A 19174-nucleotide genomic window follows, 5' to 3' on the forward strand; every position below is an offset into this window, starting at 1 on the left:
GGTCCCCGGCCGTGACGACCCATTGGGCAGGATTGTCGTGGCAGCGCGCATGCGGTTCGGAGCATGCGGTAGGTGCACGCAGTTTCGAGCAGAACAGAAAGTTGGGTACAGCCGATGAGTCCAGGTCCACAGGGCTACCCCGCGATCATTCCTGCGAATGTCGACATGACGGCCCTGCGGCAAGAACTGCTTGCCGACCACGTCGCCGCACCCGCCGATCAGGAACCAGCGCTTCGCGCCCTCGTGGCCCGGGCCGAGTCCGACGGGCATGACCTCAACGTGGTCGTTCTGACCGTGCCGCAGCCGAACTTCACCTACTACCGCGACATCGCCACCCAGTTGCAGTCCGAGGTCGGTGGGACCGTGCTGGTCATCGGCCCGAACTCGGTCGGTAGCTCGTCGGCCGACTTCAGTCGCGTGGTGCAGGAGCAGGCCATGGACGACCTGACGCTGCAGAATCCGTCCGTCGCCGCCACACAGATGTACGACGAACTGACGTCGCCGCAGATCGACTGGACGCTCGTGACGCTCCTCCTGGTGGTCGTGACGATCATCGGTGCCGTGCTCGCGCGTGTGCGGACCGTACGTGCGCGTCGGCGCCGCGGTGAGGTCGCGCAACCGGCTGCACAACCGCCGCGAGCAGCCGAGTCGACCTCGGGTGACGACGTGGTGTCGGCGACCGAGTCGTCCGCCCGCTGAGGCAGGCTGCACCAACCAACCTCGCGAAGCTCGGACCCGGGTCGTACGGCACAACCGGGTCTCGTCGTCGTTCGACGCTCTGTTGCCAATTCGATACCTGGCAAGTCATGTCACCCTTTGGGCTGTTCACGGCATTTTCCCAGGTAATCACCCCTATGTAATTCGTTGCAGCGGTTTTCTCGTGTGTCCGATGTGACGTACGGTTCTCATGTCGCTTGTGTTGCTGTTGGTATCCAATGCACCACATGTGGTAGGTGATGCACGTTGGTTGGTTGGGGAAGACGTGCACCCTGTGTTCGGACATGGAGATGCGTGCGACTCGAGACGGTGCGACTCGAGGCATGACATCGCCGGCGAGGGCGAGGAGTTTCACGTGAGGCGAGTGACCACCGGTGTGGCTCGTGGTACCCCGGGGCGGGGTAGGCCGCGATTCGCACGTCTAGGGGCCGTACTTGCGGTCGCGATACTCAGCGGAATGGGTGCGGGCCAGGCATTGGCCGCTCCTGGCGCGACGGCGCCGAAAAAGCCGACGAGTGCGGTGTCGACGTTGATCAATCAGATCGCGACGGCAAATCAGAACATTAAGGATCTCGACGGAGCGGTCGCCGTTCGCCAGGAGAACGCCAACAGGTCGCTTGCCGATTATCAGAACTCGATCGCGGCGCAGCAGCTGGCCACCCAGGCGGCATCCGGCGCCGAGAACTCTCTCACCAAAGCCAACCGTGCTGCCAAAGACGCCCAGAAATCGTTCGATGCACTGATCCGCGATGTCTATCGGAATGGCACCACGTCGAGTTCGATGACCAAGTACGTGTCCTCCGACAATCCCGACAGGGTGCTCGAGCGGATGTCGACGCTCGACCGGCTCGCCCGGAACCAGCAGGACACGATCCGTCGCCTGCAGGTGGCCCGCAACCAACAAGCCAACAGGGTGTCGGCGCTCGAAGCTCTCAAACGGCAGGCGGCGCTTGCCACCTCGGGCGCGGAGCAGCGCAAGAACGACGCACTTGCCGCCGTACGCGAAGCCCGGTCGGCGATGCTCAACGAACAGCAGCGTCGCAATTCGCTCGTGACTCAACGTGATTCGGTCCAGCAGAAACTCGACAAGCTGCGTGGCACGGTCACAACACCCAAGAAGGTCGACGCTCCCGCGCCGACCGACCTGTTGTCGGGACTCTTCCCCGGAATCCCGGGACTCCCGGGACCTCGTCCGAGCGCGCCCGGCGCGACTCAGGTCGAAGGGACGAGTGACAACCAAGCGCTTCAGGTGGCCGCGGAGGCCGCCGCTCGTCTCGCGGGAGACCTTGGCCAGAAGGCACTCGCGGCAATGGTCGGCCAGGCGCAGATCCCGCACTCGGAACTCCTCGACGAACTCGGCCTCGGGGGTGCGTCGCTGGGATCCTCCGGTGCCGACAGCATCGCCAGCAGGCTCGGTTCCGGCAGTCTCGGCACGCTGTTCGGCAGCTCCTCGGGCGGCGGTGGCCCGGTGCGTCCTGGTCTGCGTGGCCCTCAGGCCGTCGAGATCGTGGTGAACCGCGCGCTCTCGCAGCTCAACGTGCCCTACGCGTGGGGTGGTGGTGACGCCAACGGTCCCACCCTCGGTATCCGCGACGGTGGTGTTGCCGACAGCTACGGCGACTACAACAAGGTGGGCTTCGACTGCTCGGGCCTCATGATGTACGCGTTCGGAGGTGTCGGTATCCAGCTCCCGCACTACACGGGTTACCAGTACACATCGGGTCCCCAGGTGCCGCTGGCGCAGATGCAGCGTGGCGACATGATCTTCTACGGTCCCAATGCGAGTGAGCATGTCGCGCTCTACCTCGGCGACAACAAGATGGTCGAGGCGCCGCAGTCGGGCGACGTCGTCAAGGTGTCGCCGCTGCGGACGGCGGGCGCGATGCCCAACGTGGTGCGCCTGCTCTGATTCCGCACCGAGCCGGATGCCGTGATACCGCGCCATCCGAACGACCTTCTTGGCGCGTTTTCAGGACGCACGGCTAGGCTGGCTTGCAATCATGTCGGCAACCGATTCTGCGAAGGCACAACGCGGCTGCGCCGGGATCCGGACGAACCTTAGGAGTAGGGGTTGACCTCTTCGCATCCGAACACTGAGCAGGCGCACGCCGCGTCGAACTCGGGCGGGGGAGCGGTGACGCTCAGCGACGACGACGTGAAGCTCGTGGAACGTGCGATCTATGAGGTCAAGCGTGTGATCGTCGGCCAGGATCAGCTCGTCGAGCGCATCCTCGTCGGACTGCTCGCTCGCGGGCACATCCTCCTCGAGGGTGTCCCCGGTGTGGCCAAGACGCTCGCGGTCGAGACGTTCGCGAAGGTCATCGGCGGCAGCTTCTCCCGCGTTCAGTTCACGCCAGACCTCGTGCCAACCGATCTGCTCGGAACGCGCATCTACCGCCAGGGCCGTGAGGAGTTCGACACCGAGCTCGGCCCGGTTGTCGCGAACTTCCTCCTCGCCGACGAAATCAACCGTGCACCGGCAAAGGTGCAGTCGGCGCTCCTCGAGGTGATGGCCGAGCGGCACGTCTCGATCGGCGGAACCACCTATCCGATGCCGAGCCCATTCCTCGTCATGGCGACGCAGAACCCCATCGAGAACGAGGGTGTCTACCCGCTGCCCGAGGCGCAGCGCGACCGCTTCCTGTTCAAGATCCTCGTCGACTACCCGTCGGTCGAGGAAGAGCGCGAGATCGTCTACCGGATGGGCAATGTGCCACCGAGCGCGGCGCAGATCCTCGATCCGGAGACGACGATCCGGCTGCAGGAGACCGCGGCCAACGTGTTCGTCCACCATGCTTTGGTCGACTATGTCGTCCGTGTCATCAACGCGACCCGACGTCCCGCCGAGCTCGGTCTGCACGACGTCGATTCCTGGTTGTCCTACGGCGCCTCACCGCGTGCGACGCTCGGCATCGTTGCGGCTGCCCGCGCGCTGGCACTCGTGCGTGGTCGCGATTACGTGATCCCCGCCGACATCGTCGAGCTCATCCCCGACGTCCTGCGCCATCGTCTGGTGCTGAGCTACGACGCTCTCGCCGACGAGGTCACAGCCGACCAGATCATCAACCGCATCCTGCAGACCATCGGGTTGCCGCAGGTGGGTACACAGCCCGTGCAGCAACAGTCGCCGCCGATGCAGGCGATGCCGGGTCAGCCCGGCGTCGGACCACAGGCCCCGGGCGTGAACGGCGCACCCGGTCAGAACCCGCAACAGGTACAGCCGGTCAACGGTGCACAGGGCCGCTACCCGGCGGGGCCGGCCAACCAGACGTCAGCGCGGTATGGCGGCTAACAGCACACTGCCGTCGCTCGAATCAGGCCTGCTCGACGAACCGCAGCTCTCGGCAGCGCTGAAGTCGCTCGAACTGACGGTGCGCCGCAAGCTCGACGGCGTGCTGCAGGGCGAACACCAGGGACTGATTCCGGGACCGGGTTCCGAACCGGGAGAGGCACGGCCGTACCAGCCCGGCGACGATATCCGCCGGATGGAGTGGTCGGTCACTGCCCGTACGACCCAGCCCCATGTCCGTCAGATGATCGCCGACCGCGAGCTCGAGACGTGGCTCGTCGTCGACGCGTCAGCGAGCCTCGACTTCGGCACCGTCGCCCACACCAAACGTGAGCTCGCGGTGGCCGCGTCGTCGGCCATCGTGCATCTCACCTCCGGTGGTGGCAATCGCCACGGCGCGGTGGTGTGTACCGGCGACAAGATCGTCCGCGTACCCGCCCACGCCGGGCGTGCCCACGACCTGAGTCTGCTGAAGACGATCGCCACCACCCGTCGCGCGGAACCCGGCGTGCGGGGCGACCTGAAAGCAGGACTCGAAGCGCTGCGCCGACCGCAGCGGCGTCGCGGACTGGCGGTCGTGATCAGCGACTTCCTGGGTCCGATCGACTGGGAGCGCTCGCTGCGCGCCATCGGCGCCCATCACGAGCTGCTGGCGATCGAGGTTCTCGACCCACGCGATCTGGAATTGCCACCCATCGGCGACGTCACCCTCGCCGACGCCGAGTCGGGTGAGATCAGGCAGGTCACGATCACCGAGTCGCTGCGTCGCGACTTCGCCGACGCTGCCCGAGCTCACCAGCAGAAGGTGCATCGGACCATCCGTGGCTGTGGCGGCCCCGTGTTGTCGCTGCGTACCGACCGGGACTGGATCAACGACATGGTGAAGTTCGTGGGGCGTCGTCGCCGCGGACTCGCCGCCGGGGTTGGGTGAGGACGGCAGTGTTCTCGCACCCATGGTGGTTGCTCGCGCTTGTCCTCGTCGCCGCTCTCGGCGCAGGCTATTGGTACATGCTCCGGATGCGGCGCCAGCGGGCGTTGCAGTTCGCCAACACCGAGATGCTCGACCGCATCGTGCCCGCAGAGCCGCGGTGGAAGCGTTGGCTGCGCCACGCACCGATGGTCGCGCTGCTCTTGGCGTTGGTGCTGCTCGTGGTCGCAGTCGCCGGACCGCAGGCCAACCGCAAGATCCCGCGGAACAAGGCGACGGTGATCCTGGTGATGGACGTGTCGCGCTCGATGAACGCCACCGATGTCGCACCGTCGAGAATCAAGGCGGCACAGTCGGCGGCGAAACAGTTCGCCGACAACCTCACCGACGGCATCAACCTGGGACTGATCTCGTTCGCCGGCACGGCGTCGACGTTGGTCACCCCGACGCCGAATCACGACGCCACCAAGCAGGCGGTCGACAAGTTGCAGCTCGCCGACAAGACGGCGACCGGTGAGGGAATCTTCGCCGCTCTGCAGCAGATCCAGACTCTCAACGCGGTGCTCGGCGGAGACGAGGGCGCACCACCCGCGCGCATCGTGCTGCTCTCCGACGGTAAAGAGACCGTGCCGGACGACCCGGACGACCCGCGCGGAGCCTTCACCGCCGCTCGCAAGGCGAAAGAGGAGAAGATCCCCGTTTCCACGATCTCGTTCGGTACCTCGACGGGAACCGTCGATCTCGAGGGCGATCAGGTTCCGGTTCCGGTCGACGACGAGTCGCTGCGCAAGATCGCCAACCTCAGCGGCGGCCGGTTCTTCACGGCGTCGAGTCTCGATGAGCTGAACAAGGTCTACAGCACCTTGCAGGAGGAGATCGGCTACGAGTACCGCAAGGGCGACGATTCGTGGCCGTGGCTGCTCGCCGGCACCATTTTCGTCATCCTCGCCGCGGGCGGTGCGATGCTCATCAACCAGCGATTACCCTGATCGTCGTCGATCATCACCGCATCGACCCTGCCGACGTCACACGCACTCGCAACCGATAGGTTTGTAACCCATGTCGCAGAGCAATGAATCTCCCAGCCGTGTCTCGCGTTCGGTTCTCGTGACCGGAGGCAACCGCGGCATCGGTCTCGCGGTCGCTCGCCGGCTCTCCGCGGACGGTCACAAGGTCGCCGTCACCCACCGCGGCTCCGGCGCCCCCGAGGGCCTGTTCGGCGTGACGTGCGATGTCACCGACACCGCATCCGTCGACGCCGCGTTCAAAGAGGTCGCCGAGCACCAGGGGCCGGTCGAGGTGGTCGTGTCGAACGCGGGTATCACCGCAGACACCCTTCTGATGCGGATGAGCGTCGAGAGCTTCGAAGACGTCGTCGACGCCAACCTGACGGGCGCATTCCGCGTCACCAAGGCCGCGACACGCGACATGCTGCGCAAGCGGTGGGGTCGGTTCATCTACCTCGGTTCGGTCGTCGCGCTGATGGGCACCCCGGGGCAGGCCAACTACGCGGCGTCGAAGGCCGGATTGGTTGGCCTCGCCCGCTCGGTCACCCGCGAGCTCGGCGGACGCAACATCACCGCGAATGTCGTCGCACCCGGCCTGATCGACACCGACATGACCCGGTCGCTGCCCGAGGGGTACACCAAGACGGCCGTCGACCAGGCGATCCCCGCCAAGCGCATGGGGCAGCCGGAAGAAGTGGCCGCAGTGGTCAGCTTCCTCGCGTCCGACGACTCGGCCTACGTCACCGGCAACGTGATCAACGTCGACGGCGGCCTCGGCATGGGCCACTAGACCCCCTCGGCCGCACACCCCCCAGCCTCACACGCACAGACACCATCCACAGACACGCCTACCCGCAGAGGAGCCCAGCACTGTGAGCGGAATCCTGGACGGAAAGACCGTCCTCATCACCGGCATCATCACCGACGCGTCAATCGCGTTCAGCACGGCCAAGGTCGCGCAGGAGCAGGGCGCGAAGGTGATCATCACCGGCATCCCCGAACGACTGCGACTGATCGACCGCATCGCCAAACGGCTCCCGCAGGAGGTTCCGCCAGCGATTCCGCTCGATGTCACCGACGAGCAGAGCCTCGGCGAGCTCGCCGACAAGGTGCGCGAACTCGCGCCCGAGGGGGTCGACGGTCTCGTGCACTCGATCGCGTTCGCACCGAAGACGCTGATGGGGCCCGACGCCGTGCCCTTCCTCGACGGTCCTGGTCCCGATGTCGCGAAGTCGTTCGAGATCTCGGCGTGGAGCTACGCCTCGCTGGCTCGCGCGGCGCTGCCCGTGATGAACGAGGGCGGTTCGATCGTCGGCATGGACTTCGACCCGCGGACCGCGCTGCCGGACTACAACTGGATGGGCGTTGCGAAGGCCGCACTCGAGTCGGTCAACCGCTACGTGGCGCGCGAGGTCGGCTACGCGAAGAAGATCCGTTCCAACCTCGTCGCCGCCGGTCCGATCAAAACGCTTGCAGCCAAGGCGATTTCGGGTACGGCTACCGACGATGCCAAGAAACTCACCATGCTCAACACCTACTGGGACGGCGCGTCGCCCATCGGTTGGGACGTCAACGACCCGGTAGTGGTCGGTAAGAGTGTGTGCACCCTGCTCAGCGATTGGCTGCCCGGCACAACGGGCTCGATCGTGTACGTCGACGGCGGAGCCAGCCACAACACCTGGTTCCCGGAGAACTTCCTCAGCGAGTGACTTCGCAGAGCTCGAGCGCACAGAACAGCACGGCATTCGACGCCGTGCTGTTCCTCTCGTTCGGCGGACCCAACGGGCCCGACGAGGTGATGCCATTCCTCGAGAACGTCACGCGCGGTCGAGGCATCCCGCGCGAGCGACTGGAAGCCGTCGCCGAGCACTACTACCACTTCGGTGGGGTGTCGCCGATCAATCGACTGAACCTGGACATGATCGAGTCGTTGCGTGCCGAACTCGCGCGACGGGGACGCGACCTTCCGGTCTACTTCGGCAACCGCAACTGGGAGCCGATGGTCGAGGACACCGTCGAGCAGATGTACGCCGACGGTCATCGGCGGGTGCTCGTGTTCCCGACCTCCGCCTGGGGCGGCTACTCGGGATGCCGTCAGTATCACGAGGACATCGCCCGTGCCCTCGACGCACTCGCCGCCCGCGTCCCCGATTCGGCTGACGACCCGTTGTTGCTTCGCAAGCTCCCGCAGTACTGGGCCGAGCCGTCTTTCGTCGACGCCGGCGCCGACGCGGTGCGTCGCGCGGTGGCTTCGCTGCCCGCTTCGGACACGCCCACTCATCTCGTCTTCACCGCGCACTCCGTACCGATGTCGGCTGACGCGGCGTCCGGGCCCGTCGACGACACCGCCGAGCGCACCGGCGACACCACGAATGGTGAGGGCATCACAGCCGGTGGCGGTCGGCTCTACTCACGGCAGGTGCGCGCGGCGTCGAACGCCGTCGCCGAGGCGCTCGAAGGTGCTGCACACTCCGATGTCGACCAGGTCTGGCAGTCGAGGTCTGGCCCGCCACAGATCCCGTGGCTCGAGCCCGACATTTGCGACCACCTCGAATCACTCTCCGCGGCAGGCGTTTCCAGAGTGGTGGTGAGTCCCGTCGGATTCATCTCCGATCACCTCGAGGTGGTGTGGGACCTCGACAACGAGGCCGCGGACGTCGCCGAGAAACTCGGGATGGAGTACGCGCGTGCCGACAGCGTGGGAACCGATCCGCGTTTCATCACGATGATCGCCGACCTCATCGAACGCTACGCCGACGGCGAGGGTGACCTGCGGGCACTCGGGTGCGCCGACAACGGTGCGACGTGCCGCCCGAACTGCTGCGTCCCGGTGCGCCGACCTCAGCGGGCCTAGCAGTGGGGTCGGGGTCGGAGGTAGACGACGATGCGGTCGCGACGTCGTTCACCGACCTCGTGGCCGACGGCGCGGCCGCCGACGTGTCGGGTTGGGATTTCTCGTGGTTGGACGGACGCGCAACCGAGGAACGCCCACCGTGGGGTTACGCGCGTGCGATGGCGGATCGTCTCGGCACCGCGTCGGCATCCTTGGATCTTCAAACCGGCGGTGGCGAAGTGCTGGCGGAGGCGGGACGTATCCCGCCGACGGCGGTAGCGACGGAGTCGTGGCCACCCAATGTCGCGCACGCGACCAAGCTGTTGCACCCGCGTGGGGTAGTGGTGGTCAACTGTGCCGATGAGCCACCATTTCCGTTCGCCGACAACGCTTTCGACCTTGTGACAAGCAGGCATCCCGCAACGATCTGGTGGGATGAGATCGCTCGCGTACTCGCACCCGGTGGCACCTACCTCGCACAGCATGTAGGTCCTGCGAGTGCTTTCGAATTGATCGAGTTCTTCCTGGGACCTCAGCCCTCGGGACGCAGACACCGGCGTCCCGAGGACGAGGTGCGGTCAGCTGAATCGGCGGGATTCGAGGTCGTCGATCTTCGCACGGCCAGACTCCGCATCGAGATCTTCGACGTCGCCGCGGTGATCTATCTCCTGAGAAAGGTTGTGTGGTGGGTCCCCGGATTCACGGTGGACGGATATCGGGGCCGGCTTCGCGAACTACACGAGCAGATCCAGCGGGAGGGGCCGTTCGTCGCCCACTCCACACGTCACCTCATCGAGGCACGTCGACGCTGACGACGGCTTTACGGGATCGTCGGTACGTACTCGGAGATGACCCGATTGACCGCGGCGCCGCGTGCGGCGCGGGCAAGCGAGACCAGGCGTCGTAATTCGCCGTCGCCGGAATGCAATTCGTTCGACGTCGCGCCGAAGGTGACGTCACCTCGACCGGCGACGGTGACGATGGCCTCGATCTGAGCGGCGCTATCGATCACTCTCCTCGCACGGGTGTCGTCGTGGGGCGGGAGGTCGACCTGATTGCGCAGCGTGAGCGCGCGGACGGAGCCACGGAGATCGGCAGGAGGGTTGCCTGCGCGCGAGCCGACCCTGGTGGCCAGGGCTGCTGCCTCCGAGACCGATTGCCGCAGTTGATATTCCACTTCACCGACGGGTGCCGACGGGTCTGCGGGCAGCGGGGCGGCGTAGCGGTACACAGACCACCGGCATACGTCGGCGTCGAGGTTGGGGACGAGCGCGAGGGGGCCTGCGCGCTTTCCGATCTCGTCGTCGACAAGCAGGACTTCGCCGGCTGCGAAGCACGCAGACGTGGCAGGTCCGGGGGGCAGACCGTGGGGGTCGCCCGCTGACGGCAGGCGCACCGACATCGCCGTGGCACCGCGTAGGAGTGAGAGGAGTCCGAGAACGCCGTCGTTGCCGATGCGCGGGTGGTCGGTGTGGTCGTCGACCGTGTGGTGATCGGCGAAGATCGCGAGTGTGTCGGCCACGTCGTCGGGTGAGCATCGGCCCGCCAGCCACGCCGCGGCCCAGCCGCCGAGCGCGCATGCTGGCCACGCTCGCGTCACGGTGTGGTCGGTACTGGTCACGAGGAATCACGATACCGATGGCGGCTCACGCGCGCCGCGCGCATCGACACCGACATCGACACCGACACGTCATGGAGGTGCCCGGCGTGGCGACACGCAGCGCGTCGGGTCTGCCCTTAGCGTGTCCGGAGTGAGCGACGATCGATATGGACGAGACGTGCTGGCGACGCCGCGCCGGGCCAAGCCGAGGCCTCCAGAGGTGGCGGCCGAACGTGACCTGGTTGTCGAGGACGCCGCGACCGGCTTCTGTGGTGCCGTCATCGGCTTGGAGAAGAGCTACTCCGGCGACCTGGTGCGACTCGAGGATCGTCACGGACGATCGCGCGTGTTCCTGATGCTGCCGGGGGCGTTTCTCATCGACGGCAAGCCGGTGACGCTCGTACGTCCGCGGACCCGCGGTCCGCAGGCCGCGTCGCGCACCGCATCCGGATCGCGGGCGCTACCGCAACAACGTGCACGGCAAGCCAGAGCGAGTCGACTGTTTGTCGAGGGTGTGCACGACGCCACCCTCATCGAGCGTGTGTGGGGCGCGGACCTCCGCGCGGAAGGCGTCGTCGTGGAGAGTCTCGACGGACTCGACAATCTCGAATCCGCGTTGGCGGAGTTCGGTCCGGCACCGCATCGCCGCGTCGGCGTTCTGGTCGATCATCTCGTCGCGGGATCCAAGGAGGAACGACTGACCGCGGACGTTGGCGAGAACGTTCTGGTGTGCGGGCATCCCTATATCGACGTCTGGCAGGCGGTGAAGCCGTCATCGGTGCGGATCACGAAGTGGCCTGATGTTCCGCGCGGCGAAGACTGGAAGACAGGCATCTGTGCACGACTTCGATGGGGCACACCGCAGGACGGCTGGCGTCGAGTTCTAGCCGGAGTCAACAACTTTCGTGATCTCGAGGTTCCGCTGTTGCGGTCGGTCGAAGAACTGATCGACTTCGTGACGCTCACGCCCGGCGACGACTGACCAGACGGCACAGTTTCTGCTCGTCGTCGGGTTTGTCGGATTCGTTCTGGCACAATGAATATATGAGCGCACTGATCTGGCTTGCCGCCGCGATCGTGCTGCTGATCGGAGAGATCTTCAGTGGCGATCTCGTCCTTCTCATGCTCGCAGGTGGTGCGTTCGCCACTGCGGGTGTCGACGTCGCGTTCGATCCACCGATATGGGTCGACGGAGTCGTCTTCGCCGTGGTGTCCATCCTGCTGGTCGCCGTCGTGCGGCCGGTTGCCAAGCGCCACATGTTGAGTCGACCGCGCGTGCTCACCAACACCGAGGCGTTGGAGGGCAAGCAGGGAATCGTGACCGAGCAGATCGACGGCAATGACGGTCGGGTGAAGATCGGCGGCGAGATCTGGTCGGCGCGGTCGATGGACCCGGCCGAGACCATCGAGCCGGGTGAACATGTGACGATCGTGCAGATCGACGGCGCGACCGCTGTCGTCTGGAAGGGATGAATGGCAATGGAATACATCGGCTTGGCCGTGGTGATCCTGCTGGTGCTCCTCGTTGTGGTGGTCCTGGCGAAATCGGTAGCACTGATTCCGCAGGCCGAGGCCGCGGTGATCGAACGGCTCGGTCGCTACACGCGAACCGTCTCCGGTCAGTTGACGCTCCTGCTGCCGTTCATCGATCGCATTCGCGCACGGGTCGACATCCGTGAACGTGTCGTGTCGTTTCCGCCGCAGCCGGTGATCACCGAGGACAACCTGACCCTGTCGATCGACACGGTCGTGTACTTCCAGGTGACCAACCCGCGGTCGGCGGTCTACGAGATCGACGACTACATCGCGGGTGTCGAGCAGCTCACCATCACCACGTTGCGCAACGTCGTCGGTGGCATGACGCTCGAGGAGACGCTGACCTCTCGTGACTCGATCAACGGGCAGCTGCGTGGTGTCCTCGACGAGGCGACCGGCAGGTGGGGCTTGCGAGTGGCTCGCGTCGAACTGAAGTCGATCATGCCGCCTCCGTCGATCCAGGAGTCGATGGAGAAGCAGATGAAGGCCGACCGGGAGAAGCGCGCGACGATCCTCGCCGCCGAGGGCCAGCGTGAGTCGGCGATCAAGACGGCCGAAGGTAACAAGCAGAGCCAGATCCTCGCGGCGGAGGGCGCCAAGCAGGCTGCGATTCTCGGCGCGGAGGCCGACCGGCAGTCACGCATTCTGCGCGCCCAGGGCGATCGCGCGGCGGTCTACCTGCAGGCGCAAGGCGAGGCCAAGGCCATCGAGAAGACCTTTGCTGCGGTGAAGTCGAGCAAGCCGACGCCCGAGGTTCTCGCCTACCAGTACCTGCAGCAGATTCCGGAGATGGCCAAGGGTGAGGCGAACAAGGTCTGGGTGCTCCCCACCGATTTCGGCTCGGCGCTGCAGGGATTCGCGAGGTCGTTCGCTCAGCAGGGTGATGACGGCGTGTTCCGCTACGAGCCCAACCACGACGAATCGGCCCCGGAGGTCGACGACGCCGAGACCGAGGACTGGTTCTCTCTCGCATCAGATCCCAAGGTGGCGCAGGCGGTAGCAGAGGCCGAGGCCGTTGCGCGCAAGCCCGTCGCCCCCGAGGTGACTGCGCGTCCCGTGCGGTCGTCGCTGCCGTACGCCGAGCCCCAACCTGCTGCGAACGAGTTGGCCGACACCGCGTCTCCCGCGACGACGGCCGACGATGAGGCGCTGCGAACCGAGTGAGGCCGCTTACGCAGTGGTCGACTGGTCGCGTACCGGTAGTCGGACGTCGACGATCAGTCCGATGACCCCGACGGCGAAGAAGGTCGCGCTCAAGAGCATGAGCAGAGGATTGCGCTCGCCGGTCAGAGCGTTGCCGAGCAGGACCACCGCGACGGTGCCCGGCGCAGACGCGATGACCGACGCGATCAGGTAGGGGAGAAGCCGCACGGACGAGAGCCCGGCGCACCAGTTCAACAACCAGAACGGACAGATCGGGATCAATCGCAGCGATCCGATCGCCAGCCACCCGCGTGCGGCAAGCCTCGCGTCGATCGTCATGACAACCGGACGGCTCAGGAAAGGCGTGACCCGATCGCGCCCTGCCCACCGCGCAAGCAGAAATCCGAGCGTCGCGGCAACAGCTGTCGAGATCAGTGCGCCGATGAGTCCGACCACCGGCCCGAACAGCACGCCCGCGGAGACCGTGAACACGGTGCGGGGGATGGGAAACACGGTGACGAGCGCGTACGCGAGGAAGAAGACCCAGACGAACCCCGGTCCGAGGTCCTCGCCCCAACTACGGACGCTCGCAACCGTCGGCACTGGGACCAGGTATGACGTGACCAGCACAGCGCACACCGCTATGAACGCGATGACGGCGTTGCGGACCAGACGTCTGCGTGCCACACGGTCTCCGACATCCTGTGTAGGCGTCGGGGTCACGGTCTCTGAGGGCACCGGGTAACTCTACTCGTCGTCCCTTGTGGCGAACTGCTTCCATGGAGCGCTTACCCGACCGAGCGAACGATCGGCTAAGGTTCGGTTACGCGCCCAACAGGAGCATCACGGAGGTTAGCCAGACCACATGAATGATCAGCCTGTGCAGTCAGACCCGGCACTCGACGAGGCCTACCAACACTGGTCGGAGTCGGCGGCTGCGGTGCTCGCCAAGTCGCGACGTGTCGACGTCGCCGACCTTCCCGATACTCCGGAAGCCCTGCTGTCGACCTCGACAGCCGACGGCCTCACGGTGCGGCCGCTCTACACCCGCAAGGACGAAACCCCCGAGCCCGGACTGCCCGGGGCGTTTCCCTTCGTTCGAGGTGCAGATCCCGCGCGCGATGTGACGGCCGGTTGGCGAGTCACCGAACGATTCGGCGACGACCCGGCGGTCGACGCAGCGGCGGTCAACACCGAGATCCTCGAGGCGATGAACAACGGCACCAGCGGCCTGTGGATCGCGGTCGGCGGGGCTGTGGCTGCCGATGACCTCGCCACGGTGCTCGACGGCGTCTATCTCGATCTCGCGCCGGTGACGCTCGACGCCGGGGCCGACGGAATCGCGGCGGCCGAGGCATTCGCTGCGATCCGTGCGGGCGCGCCGGAGCCGCCGGTGACCACCGCACCCACGGTCGGCACCACGCATTCGCTGGGACTCTCGCCGTTGACTGCGGCGTACAGCGGCCGACCGACCGTGGACGCGGCGCAGGCCACGGCGCTGGCAGTCTCGAATCCCGACCCCGCCCTGCGTGCGTTCCGCGTCGACGGTGCCGACTTTGCCACCGCGGGCGCCGACAACGGCCTCGAGATCGCGCTCGTCGTCGGAGCGGCCCTCACACATCTGCGTGACCTCACCGACGCCGGATTGTCTCCGGCGCAGGCGTTGACCCAGGTGTCGTTCGGTGTGTCGGTAGATGACGACCAGTTCGCATCCATCGCGAAACTGCGTGCGCTGCGTAAGATCTGGGCGCGCGTCGCCGGTGTCGTCGGCGCGCCGGAGGTCGGTGGTGCGCTCACCCACGCGGTGACAGCACTCTCGATGTACTCCCAGCGGGATCCCTGGGTGAACATGCTGCGCAGCACGGTTGCGGCTTTCGGCGCGGGTGTCGGTGGTGCCGACCAGGTGAGCGTCCTGCCCTACGATGCCGCGCTGCCTGCGTCGAAGCGTACGTCGGGGTCGACGTTCACCCGACGTATCGCCCGCAACACCCAACTGTTGCTTCTCGAGGAATCGAACGTCGGCCGCGTCCTCGACCCGGCGGGCGGCTCGTGGTTTGTCGAAAGCCTCACCGACGACCTCGCATCCAACGCGTGGGCGGTCTTCACCGACATCGAAGCGGCCGGTGGCTACCGCGCCGCACTCTCGTCGGACTGGGTCGCCGACCGTATCGGCGAGTCCCTGGCACGACGTGACGTCGAGGTTGCGCACCGGCGTAAGCCGGTCACCGGCGTGAGCGAGTTCCCCAACCTCGACGAGAAGCCGCTCGGCCCCGACACCGCGGACACAACCACCCTCGCGACCGGCGGTCCGCGGCTCGCACGGGTGGGACGTGCATTCGAGGAATTGCGCGACCGATCCGACGCCGTGCTCGCCGACACCGGACGTCGTCCGACGGTGCTGCTGCTGCCGCTCGGAAGCGTCGCCGAACACAACGGTCGTACCACTTTCGTGGCAAATCTCCTTGCCGCAGGCGGTATCGCGGTCATCAACCCCGGGCCGGTGACCGCCGACGACATCGCCGACCTGGCAACAGCGGCGAACACCCCGATCGCGGTCATCTGTGGAACCAAGCAGCGCTATGCCGACGACGGGCCGGCCGCACTTGCGGCGGCACGTGCGGCCGGGATCGGCAATGTGCTTCTCGCCGGCCCTGAAAAGGAGTGGCCTGCAACCGAATCCGACGGGCAGGCGAAGCCCGACGGGTCGCTCCGTGTCGGTATCGACGCCGTCGCCACCCTGAACGATCTCTTTGACACGCTGACCACATCGACCCCGGCCGGGTCGAACACCTCGGGAGCCTCGGCATGACCGAAACACAGCAGACGGGTACGCAGCAGACGGGCACACAGCAGGCGGGAACCATCGGTAGCTTCGCCGACGTCGATCTCGACGGCGCAGGCGATTTCGCGGCCACCGCGGGGTCGTCGGATGTCGCCGACGCGATCGACACGCTCGCAGCGGCAAATGGCTATACGACGGAGCAGGTCGTCTGGAGCACACCCGAACAGATCGACGTCAAGCCCATCTACACCCGGGCCGACCGCGACGCCGTCACCCGCGACGCCGAGCACCCCTATCCGCTCGACTCCATCCCCGGCGCCGCACCCTTCATCCGGGGGCCATACCCCACGATGTACGTGAACCAGCCGTGGACGATTCGTCAGTACGCGGGCTTCTCGACGGCCGCGGAGTCGAACGCCTTCTACCGCCGCAATCTGGCGGCCGGGCAGAAGGGTTTGTCGGTCGCCTTCGACCTCGCAACCCACCGCGGCTACGACTCCGACCACCCGCGCGTCGCAGGTGACGTGGGTATGGCGGGCGTCGCGATCGACTCGATCCTCGACATGCGTCAGCTCTTCGACGGCATCGACCTGGGCGCAGTCTCGGTGTCGATGACGATGAACGGCGCCGTGCTGCCCATCCTGGCGTTGTATGTCGTTGCCGCCGAAGAGCAGGGTGTGCCGCCGGAGAAGTTGGCCGGGACCATCCAGAACGACATTCTCAAAGAGTTCATGGTCCGCAACACCTACATCTATCCGCCCAAGCCCTCCATGCGGATCATCTCCGACATCTTTGCCTACACCAGCGCGAAGATGCCGAAGTTCAACTCCATATCGATCTCCGGCTATCACATCCAAGAGGCCGGAGCGACAGCCGATCTCGAACTCGCCTACACGCTTGCCGACGGCGTCGAGTACATCCGCGCAGGGATCGAGGCCGGCCTCGACATCGACAAGTTCGCGCCACGACTCTCGTTCTTCTGGGGCATCGGCATGAACTTCTTCATGGAGGTCGCCAAGCTCCGTGCCGCACGGCTGCTATGGAGTGAGCTGGTGGCGCAGTTCACTCCGAAGAACCCGAAATCGCTGTCGCTGCGCACACATTCGCAGACCTCCGGATGGTCGCTGACGGCGCAGGACGTCTTCAACAACGTGGCACGCACCTGCGTCGAGGCAATGGCTGCGACGCAGGGCCACACGCAGTCGTTGCACACCAACGCGCTCGACGAGGCCATCGCTCTGCCGACCGACTTCTCGGCCAGGATCGCCCGCAACACGCAGCTACTGCTCCAACAGGAGTCGGGCACGACGCGTCCCATCGATCCGTGGGCGGGGTCGAATTACGTCGAGTGGCTCACCGCGCAACTCGCCGACAAGGCTCGTCGCCATATCGCGGAGGTGGAGGAGACCGGCGGCATGACGCAGGCCATCAACGAGGGTCTGCCGAAACTCCGCATCGAGGAGGCCGCCGCCCGCACACAGGCGCGCATCGACTCCGGGCAGCAACCACTGATCGGCGTGAACAAGTACCGAGTCGATGACGACGAGGAGATCGAGGTCCTCAAGGTCGAGAACTCAAAGGTGCGGGCCGAGCAACTCGAGAAGCTGAAAAGGCTTCGGACACAACGCCATCAGGCCGCGGTCGATGCTGCACTTGCCGATCTCACCCGCGCCGCCGCGTCGACCGACACCTCGGGCGGACTGGACAACAACCTGATGGCGCTCGCGATCGAGGCGGCACGTCATCAGGCGACCGTCGGCGAGATCTCGGCCGCCCTGGAAAAGGTCTATGGTCGCCATCAGGCGCAGATCAAGACCATCAGCGGGGTGTACCGGCATGAGGCAGGCGACGTGAGCAACATCGACGCGGCGACCGACATCGTTCGACGTTTCGCGGAGGCGGAGGGTCGACGACCCCGCGTGCTCGTCGCGAAAATGGGTCAGGACGGCCATGATCGCGGACAGAAGGTGATCGCGACCGCCTTCGCCGACCTCGGCTTCGACGTCGACGTCGGCCCCCTGTTCGCCACGCCGGAAGAGGTCGCCGCACAGGCTGCCGACAACGACGTCCACGTCGTCGGGGTGTCATCGTTGGCGGCGGGTCATCTCACCCTGGTACCTGCGCTGCGTCAGGCGTTGACCGACGTCGGTCGCGAGGACATCATGATCGTCGTCGGCGGCGTCATCCCGCCGGGCGATTTCGACGAGCTCTATGAGGCAGGTGCGGCCGCCATCTTCCCGCCCGGCAGCGTGATCGCCGATTCCGCCGTCGAGTTGATCTCCAAGCTCGCAGACAGCCTCGACATCGAGTTGCCAGAGGTGGCTGCCGGTTAATGGGAGTGCAACGTCGGGTTGATGTTCAGGCGCTGACCGACGGTGTGCTCGGTGATCGTCGCGCCGATCTCGCGAGGGCGATCACCTTGGTCGAGTCAACGCGACCGGATCACCGTGCGGCGGCACAGGAGTTGCTGTTGGCGCTCACCCCGCATGCCGGGAAGTCGTTTCGCGTGGGGATCACCGGTGTGCCGGGGGTCGGCAAGTCGACGACGATCGAAGCGCTCGGGATGCACCTCATCGAGCAGGGTCACCGCGTCGCGGTGCTGGCAGTCGACCCGTCGTCGACGCGTACGGGTGGTTCGATACTCGGCGACAAGACACGCATGGGCACGCTGGCCGTGCACCCCGACGCCTACATCCGCCCGTCTCCGACGTCGGGCACACTCGGTGGCGTCGCGAAGGCGACCCGCGAGAGCATCGTGCTCGTCGAGGCCGCCGGATTCGACGTCGTGCTCGTCGAGACGGTCGGCGTCGGTCAGTCGGAGGTGACCGTCGCCAACATGGTCGATACCTTCACGTTCCTCACCCTCGCGCGGACAGGCGATTCGCTGCAGGGCATCAAGAAGGGCGTGCTCGAACTCGCCGACGTCATCGTGGTGAACAAGGCCGACGGCTCGCATCTGACCGAGGCCAAAGGGGCTGCGCGCGAACTGAAGAACGCGCTCAAGCTGATCTATCCGCACGACGCGCTGTGGGTGCCACCCGTCCTGACGATGAGCGCACTCGAGAACACCGGCGTCGACGACTTCTGGCAGGCCGTCGAGCGCCATCATTCCGTGCTGGTCGACGCGGGCGAGTTCGACGCGAGGCGCAGCCGCCAGCAGATCGACTGGACGTGGACAATGGTGCGCGACGAGTTGCTCAATCGCCTGGCGGCCAGCCCGGAGGTCGCCGGGATCCGCAGTGACGTCGAAGCGCGTGTCGGATCCGGAGACCTGACGCCCGCCCTGGCTGCGCAGGAAATCCTCGCCTCCTTCGATCGTCGGTGACCGAAGGGCCATCG

At 66.1% G+C, this 19174-nt stretch carries 17 protein-coding genes; 15 read left to right on the forward strand and 2 right to left on the reverse strand.

Translation table 11 applies throughout. From position 1 onward, the window contains the following. The first annotated feature begins 114 nt into the window (after positions 1-114). The 9 genes from RND64_RS10785 to RND64_RS10825 all read left to right on the forward strand — a co-directional run bounded on the left by RND64_RS10785 (position 115) and on the right by RND64_RS10825 (position 9586). A complete protein-coding gene (locus RND64_RS10785; RefSeq protein WP_049697323.1) occupies positions 115-699 on the forward strand; it encodes an Rv1476 family membrane protein in 585 nt (194 codons plus the stop codon). 394 nt (positions 700-1093) lie between these two features. Further along, positions 1094-2626, forward strand: coding sequence for an NlpC/P60 family protein (locus RND64_RS10790; RefSeq protein ID WP_049697522.1), 1533 nt, complete (start codon positions 1094-1096; stop codon positions 2624-2626). Between the two features lie 162 nt (positions 2627-2788). Continuing rightward, a complete protein-coding gene (locus RND64_RS10795; RefSeq protein ID WP_049697324.1) occupies positions 2789-4009 on the forward strand; it encodes an AAA family ATPase in 1221 nt (406 codons plus the stop codon). Then, complete coding sequence (locus RND64_RS10800) at positions 3999-4937, forward strand: DUF58 domain-containing protein (protein ID WP_049697325.1); 939 nt, start codon at positions 3999-4001, stop codon at positions 4935-4937. The genes RND64_RS10795 and RND64_RS10800 overlap by 11 nt, the downstream gene beginning before the upstream one ends. Positions 4938-4945: 8 nt before the next feature. Then, positions 4946-5923, forward strand: a complete 978-nt coding sequence (locus tag RND64_RS10805; RefSeq protein ID WP_049697523.1) for a VWA domain-containing protein — start codon at positions 4946-4948, stop codon at positions 5921-5923. A 70-nt stretch (positions 5924-5993) separates the two neighbouring features. Then, positions 5994-6731 carry a 3-oxoacyl-ACP reductase FabG1 gene (gene fabG1, locus RND64_RS10810; protein WP_049697326.1) on the forward strand — a complete coding sequence of 246 codons (738 nt, stop codon included), beginning with the start codon at positions 5994-5996 and terminating at the stop codon, positions 6729-6731. Positions 6732-6813: 82 nt separating this feature from the next. Then, positions 6814-7650, forward strand: coding sequence for an NADH-dependent enoyl-ACP reductase InhA (gene inhA, locus RND64_RS10815; protein WP_005202835.1), 837 nt, complete (start codon positions 6814-6816; stop codon positions 7648-7650). Next, positions 7647-8795, forward strand: a complete 1149-nt coding sequence (locus RND64_RS10820) for a ferrochelatase (protein WP_049697327.1) — start codon at positions 7647-7649, stop codon at positions 8793-8795. Before inhA ends, RND64_RS10820 begins: the two co-directional genes overlap by 4 nt. Positions 8796-8797: 2 nt before the next feature. After that, positions 8798-9586 carry a class I SAM-dependent methyltransferase gene (locus RND64_RS10825; RefSeq protein ID WP_049697524.1) on the forward strand — a complete coding sequence of 263 codons (789 nt, stop codon included), beginning with the start codon at positions 8798-8800 and terminating at the stop codon, positions 9584-9586. A gap of 8 nt (positions 9587-9594) precedes the next feature. Here RND64_RS10825 and RND64_RS10830 read toward each other — a convergent pair whose 3' ends face one another. Further along, a complete protein-coding gene (locus RND64_RS10830; protein ID WP_049697328.1) occupies positions 9595-10395 on the reverse strand; it encodes a hypothetical protein in 801 nt (266 codons plus the stop codon). A 130-nt stretch (positions 10396-10525) separates the two neighbouring features. Between RND64_RS10830 and RND64_RS10835 the strand changes: the two genes are divergently transcribed. The 3 genes from RND64_RS10835 to RND64_RS10845 all read left to right on the forward strand — a co-directional run bounded on the left by RND64_RS10835 (position 10526) and on the right by RND64_RS10845 (position 13074). Next, positions 10526-11356 (forward strand): DUF3097 domain-containing protein, encoded by an 831-nt coding sequence (locus RND64_RS10835; RefSeq protein ID WP_049697329.1) that lies wholly within the window; start codon positions 10526-10528, stop codon positions 11354-11356. 62 nt (positions 11357-11418) lie between these two features. After that, positions 11419-11847, forward strand: a complete 429-nt coding sequence (locus tag RND64_RS10840) for an NfeD family protein (protein ID WP_049697330.1) — start codon at positions 11419-11421, stop codon at positions 11845-11847. After that, entirely contained in the window at positions 11848-13074 is a 1227-nt protein-coding gene (locus RND64_RS10845) for an SPFH domain-containing protein (protein WP_049697331.1), read from the forward strand. Between the two features lie 6 nt (positions 13075-13080). Here RND64_RS10845 and RND64_RS10850 read toward each other — a convergent pair whose 3' ends face one another. Further along, entirely contained in the window at positions 13081-13791 is a 711-nt protein-coding gene (locus RND64_RS10850) for a TVP38/TMEM64 family protein (protein WP_049697332.1), read from the reverse strand. Between the two features lie 127 nt (positions 13792-13918). Between RND64_RS10850 and RND64_RS10855 the strand changes: the two genes are divergently transcribed. The 3 genes from RND64_RS10855 to meaB are packed head-to-tail and all read left to right on the forward strand — an operon-like array spanning position 13919 to position 19160. Next, the gene (locus RND64_RS10855) at positions 13919-15862 is read left to right on the forward strand and encodes a methylmalonyl-CoA mutase family protein (protein WP_049697333.1); all 1944 of its coding nucleotides are present in this window, start codon (positions 13919-13921) and stop codon (positions 15860-15862) included. Then, positions 15859-18168 (forward strand): methylmalonyl-CoA mutase, encoded by a 2310-nt coding sequence (gene scpA / locus RND64_RS10860; protein ID WP_049697334.1) that lies wholly within the window; start codon positions 15859-15861, stop codon positions 18166-18168. Before RND64_RS10855 ends, scpA begins: the two co-directional genes overlap by 4 nt. Beyond that, positions 18168-19160, forward strand: a complete 993-nt coding sequence (gene meaB, locus RND64_RS10865; protein WP_049697335.1) for a methylmalonyl Co-A mutase-associated GTPase MeaB — start codon at positions 18168-18170, stop codon at positions 19158-19160. Before scpA ends, meaB begins: the two co-directional genes overlap by 1 nt. Positions 19161-19174: the final 14 nt, after the last annotated feature.

The sequence above is a fragment of the Gordonia sp. w5E2 genome (genome assembly GCF_036540975.1).
Lineage (GTDB): Bacteria > Actinomycetota > Actinomycetes > Mycobacteriales > Mycobacteriaceae > Gordonia > Gordonia jacobaea.

Excerpts from the sequence above, each read along its gene's own strand:
- RND64_RS10785 (WP_049697323.1), top strand. The coding sequence starts at position 115 with ATGAGTCCAGGTCCACAGGGCTACCCCGCGATCATTCCTGCGAATGTC.
- RND64_RS10800 (WP_049697325.1), top strand. The coding sequence starts at position 3,999 with ATGGCGGCTAACAGCACACTGCCGTCGCTCGAATCAGGCCTGCTCGAC.
- fabG1 (WP_049697326.1), top strand. The coding sequence starts at position 5,994 with ATGTCGCAGAGCAATGAATCTCCCAGCCGTGTCTCGCGTTCGGTTCTC.
- RND64_RS10840 (WP_049697330.1), top strand. The coding sequence starts at position 11,419 with ATGAGCGCACTGATCTGGCTTGCCGCCGCGATCGTGCTGCTGATCGGA.
- RND64_RS10845 (WP_049697331.1), top strand. The coding sequence starts at position 11,848 with ATGGCAATGGAATACATCGGCTTGGCCGTGGTGATCCTGCTGGTGCTC.
- RND64_RS10855 (WP_049697333.1), top strand. The coding sequence starts at position 13,919 with ATGAATGATCAGCCTGTGCAGTCAGACCCGGCACTCGACGAGGCCTAC.
- scpA (WP_049697334.1), top strand. The coding sequence starts at position 15,859 with ATGACCGAAACACAGCAGACGGGTACGCAGCAGACGGGCACACAGCAG.
- meaB (WP_049697335.1), top strand. The coding sequence starts at position 18,168 with ATGGGAGTGCAACGTCGGGTTGATGTTCAGGCGCTGACCGACGGTGTG.